This is a genomic window from Mesorhizobium sp. M0633, assembly GCF_040320645.1.
In the GTDB taxonomy this organism is placed as follows: Bacteria; Pseudomonadota; Alphaproteobacteria; order Rhizobiales; family Rhizobiaceae; genus Mesorhizobium.
The window spans coordinates 1-3,091 of the sequence record NZ_JAMYQC010000092.1 but is presented as its reverse complement, the minus strand read 5'-3'; the positions used below and the strand labels follow the sequence as shown (position 1 = coordinate 3,091).

2 protein-coding genes and 1 pseudogene are annotated in these 3,091 nt (G+C 57.4%); 2 read left to right on the top strand and 1 reads right to left on the bottom strand.

What is annotated here, in order from left to right:
• Positions 1–178 precede the first annotated feature (178 nt).
• Positions 179–346: pseudogene (locus NKI47_RS34655) on the bottom strand (3-oxoacyl-ACP synthase); the annotation flags it as partial.
• Positions 347–1,129: 783 nt separating this feature from the next.
• On the opposite strand from NKI47_RS34655, the gene NKI47_RS34650 reads away from it, so the two are divergent.
• Complete coding sequence (locus NKI47_RS34650; protein ID WP_352596288.1) at positions 1,130–1,450, top strand: hypothetical protein; 321 nt, start codon at positions 1,130–1,132, stop codon at positions 1,448–1,450.
• A gap of 159 nt (positions 1,451–1,609) precedes the next feature.
• Complete coding sequence (gene cuyB, locus NKI47_RS34645) at positions 1,610–2,329, top strand: cysteate racemase (protein ID WP_352596286.1); 720 nt, start codon at positions 1,610–1,612, stop codon at positions 2,327–2,329.
• Positions 2,330–3,091: the final 762 nt, after the last annotated feature.

Below are 3,091 nucleotides of genomic sequence, written 5' to 3'. Positions count from 1 at the left end.
AAGGCTCCGCGCCTCCGCCGGTGGCTCAACCCGCGCCAAGAGGCGTAACAGAAACGGCCAAGGCTCTAATCGCCACTGGATGATAGTTCAGTGGCAGGTCACACTTTGCCGACATCCGTTTAGAACTTTGAGTGAGTTTGACAGATAAGGATGACGAACGTCTGAGATTGCGTCCCACGCTCGATGGCAGCAGATGATCGGTCGTCGAGGTTGCAAGCAGCAACAGGCCGACCGCGGCGCGGTCGATGCCTGCCATCGCGAGCGCCATCTCTCCTGCCTGTTCGGCAAGGGCCGACAGCGTGTAGGAGGGCTCTGCCCAACGGCGCGACAGGATGCGGCATCGTCGATTGCATCATAATGCCAGCCTAACTCGGCCGCTGTCACGCAATAGGGCGGCAGCAGGTAGATGGCACTGGTTCGCGCGATCCTCTGTGGTGAGAATATAAAAGGCGGAACCTGAAATAGACGACGGCCATCCGGGTCGAAGCAAAGCGGGTCCGACGTCCATCAAAGAAGCGATGTTTCAAACCACATCGTTGATTTCAGCACGCGTTTCAAAGCCCGATGCATTTTGGCACAAACCCGCCTTGTCGATGCGGCATACATCCGAAACGTAATGACCAATTTTGAAGATCGCCTGAGCAGAACGAGGTAGCTGAATTGAGGCTGTATTCAATTGAGCTTGATCGCTTAGAGGTTTGCCTGCCGGGGCCCGACGTGCTGGTCAACAATGCCGGCATCGCCATCGCCAGTAACATCGAGGAAACGCTCCCGCACTGGAAGCACAGGCCATTCTGGAGCGTCTACAGAAGCTTTCGAGGCTATTTGGCACACCAATTGCTGTAAGGACGTCGTTGGACTGATCCGACTGCAGCCCAACTCGACTTAACGCGCGGCGTAGGGCCATCCGCATTGACCCTAACTTCTGAAGCGAGGCGCCAGCTCGGAGTCGTCGGCGACGCGATCGGAGCTGCACCCTGTACCTGAGGAGAGAGCACCACGATGCCCACAGCCCAATTCAACCGATCGACGACAACAAGCTTTAGATGCCTCCCTATAACGTCCGTACCAACCCATTCTGCCAGAAAACCTGAGCTGCGCACGCACAATGGCAACACGAAAAGAGACAATGTCGCTGGCATGCTCTACCTCGATGGCCGCCGCGTCCGATCTGAATGAACTCGGCTGGATGAGCAGTGCCTCGTCGCCTGCGGAACAACGCATCACTTTCGAGGGCGACGACTTCCTCAAATTTTCCGCAAATGCGCGAGCTTTTGCCGACTGTCAACGTGTTGCGCGGGCGGGGGCGGGGCGGTGCCTTGCGGCGCGCGGCGAATGGAATGGCAATCAGCCGATCCCTGCATCCGTTACAGCGGATGTGCAAAATGGTTGCGGCTCCTCCAAGTTCGGGTGCCAGGAGACGCAGGGCTACGGACATCGCAGCCAATAGTGGGTGACGCACGATGAACCGAGGCGCATGGGGCCGAGGCAAGCACGCCAGCTTCTCTATGGCGCGCCGAAGGCGGAGAAGGTGGTGGCGCACATCTCATCGGTAGCGGACAATTCCGAAAAATAGTCAAAGGCGATTGCAACCGGAAAAGAAAACCAAGTGCGTCACAAAAATCTCATAGGTATTCTCGGTGGAATGGGACCAGCGGCAACAGTAGATTTCATGTCAAAAATCATAGCTGCAACGCCTGCCACAATAGACCAGGATCATATTCCACTTATTGTTCACGACGTTCCGCAAATACCAGATCGGTCATCGGCCATTGAGAATGGTCGAGACGATCCCTTCCTGCCGATGCTTTCAGGCGTTCGGTTCCTTGACGCGGCCGGTGTCGAATTCATCGCAATTCCATGCAATACGGCCCACTATTGGCACGATCGATTGGACCGGGGGTGTAGGGCGACGATACTTCATATCTCCCAGGCGGTAATTCACGAGCTTCTAGCGATCCCGAACAGGCCGCGCTCGATCGCAATCATGGCGACACGCGGGACAATCTCCGCCGACATCTACGGCACCGAATTGCTCAAGGCGGTCGATCGCGTAGTCATTCCAGACGAGAAGACGCAACGTCTCATCGATCACTCAATTGCATCTGTCAAAGGGGGCACGATGGTGCCCGCCCGCGAGGCAGCAGGCGCCGCGGCGAGGCTGCTGGTAGCGCAGGGAGCGGAGTGCTTGCTTTTGGCATGTACCGAACTTCCTGTCGCTTTTTCAGGGATCGAGGTCGGGACAACGACGCTCGATGCGACCGATGCGCTGGCCCGAGCTTGTGTTAAGGCGTCCCTGGGCCAGTACCAAATCGCGACGGCAGGGTAAAAATGTATATTCAGTCGTTTTAAGATTTAATAATGATTACCGAGGTCGGCAAGTTCGCCCGCGCGGCGAATGTAAACATGGCTCGGCGTGGCATTCCTCGACGGCAGCATGTTTCCTACCCGGTTGACGATTGAGCGCGACCGTTTCCCTAATTAGACCGAACAAGTCCTGCGTTAGTTGCTGGATCCTCGAACTGAACTGAGCGGCGAGCCATCCGTACGCGCGCGATCAGGTTCGTCCGGCGCTTCCACGCCCGGTGCCACCGGCCGGCTGCCCAAGCTGTGGGTCGACTGGCGGGCCATGAGATACCAACTACCAACAGTTACTTTGAAACGTGCATGACACGGTGACGTTCTTTGGTCGCCAGGATGTTCACCTCTTGATCCTTCCACCAGGAACCAACGCATCTCGATCCGGATATCTATGAACCTCAATTCGGCACGGCGGCAGTTGCCCTCGCCTTGGGGAGTGCGGGTTGGGTCATCGTCTGGTCCGCGCTTGGCGTAACTGTGCGGCTTGCAAGCCTGCGATGAGTCATGGGGCGCACTATCTCGATCTACAATGCTCACAAAGCGCGCAGCGGCCTCGACTTCTGCCTTCTGGAGTTGTGTGCGTCAAGTTCTGCAAAATGGCGTGGCATTGCGGTGACGTCGGCGTGTCCGCGCAGCCCCCGTGTTTAGCGGAGCGGCGGACACATGACGGTGCTCAGGCGGCCAAGGCCCTCAGGCTCTCCTTCTTGTGCTCGCGCAGATGATCCATGTT

Coding starts and splice junctions, on each gene's coding strand:
- NKI47_RS34650 (WP_352596288.1), top strand. CDS start 1,130: ATGTCGCTGGCATGCTCTACCTCGATGGCCGCCGCGTCCGATCTGAAT.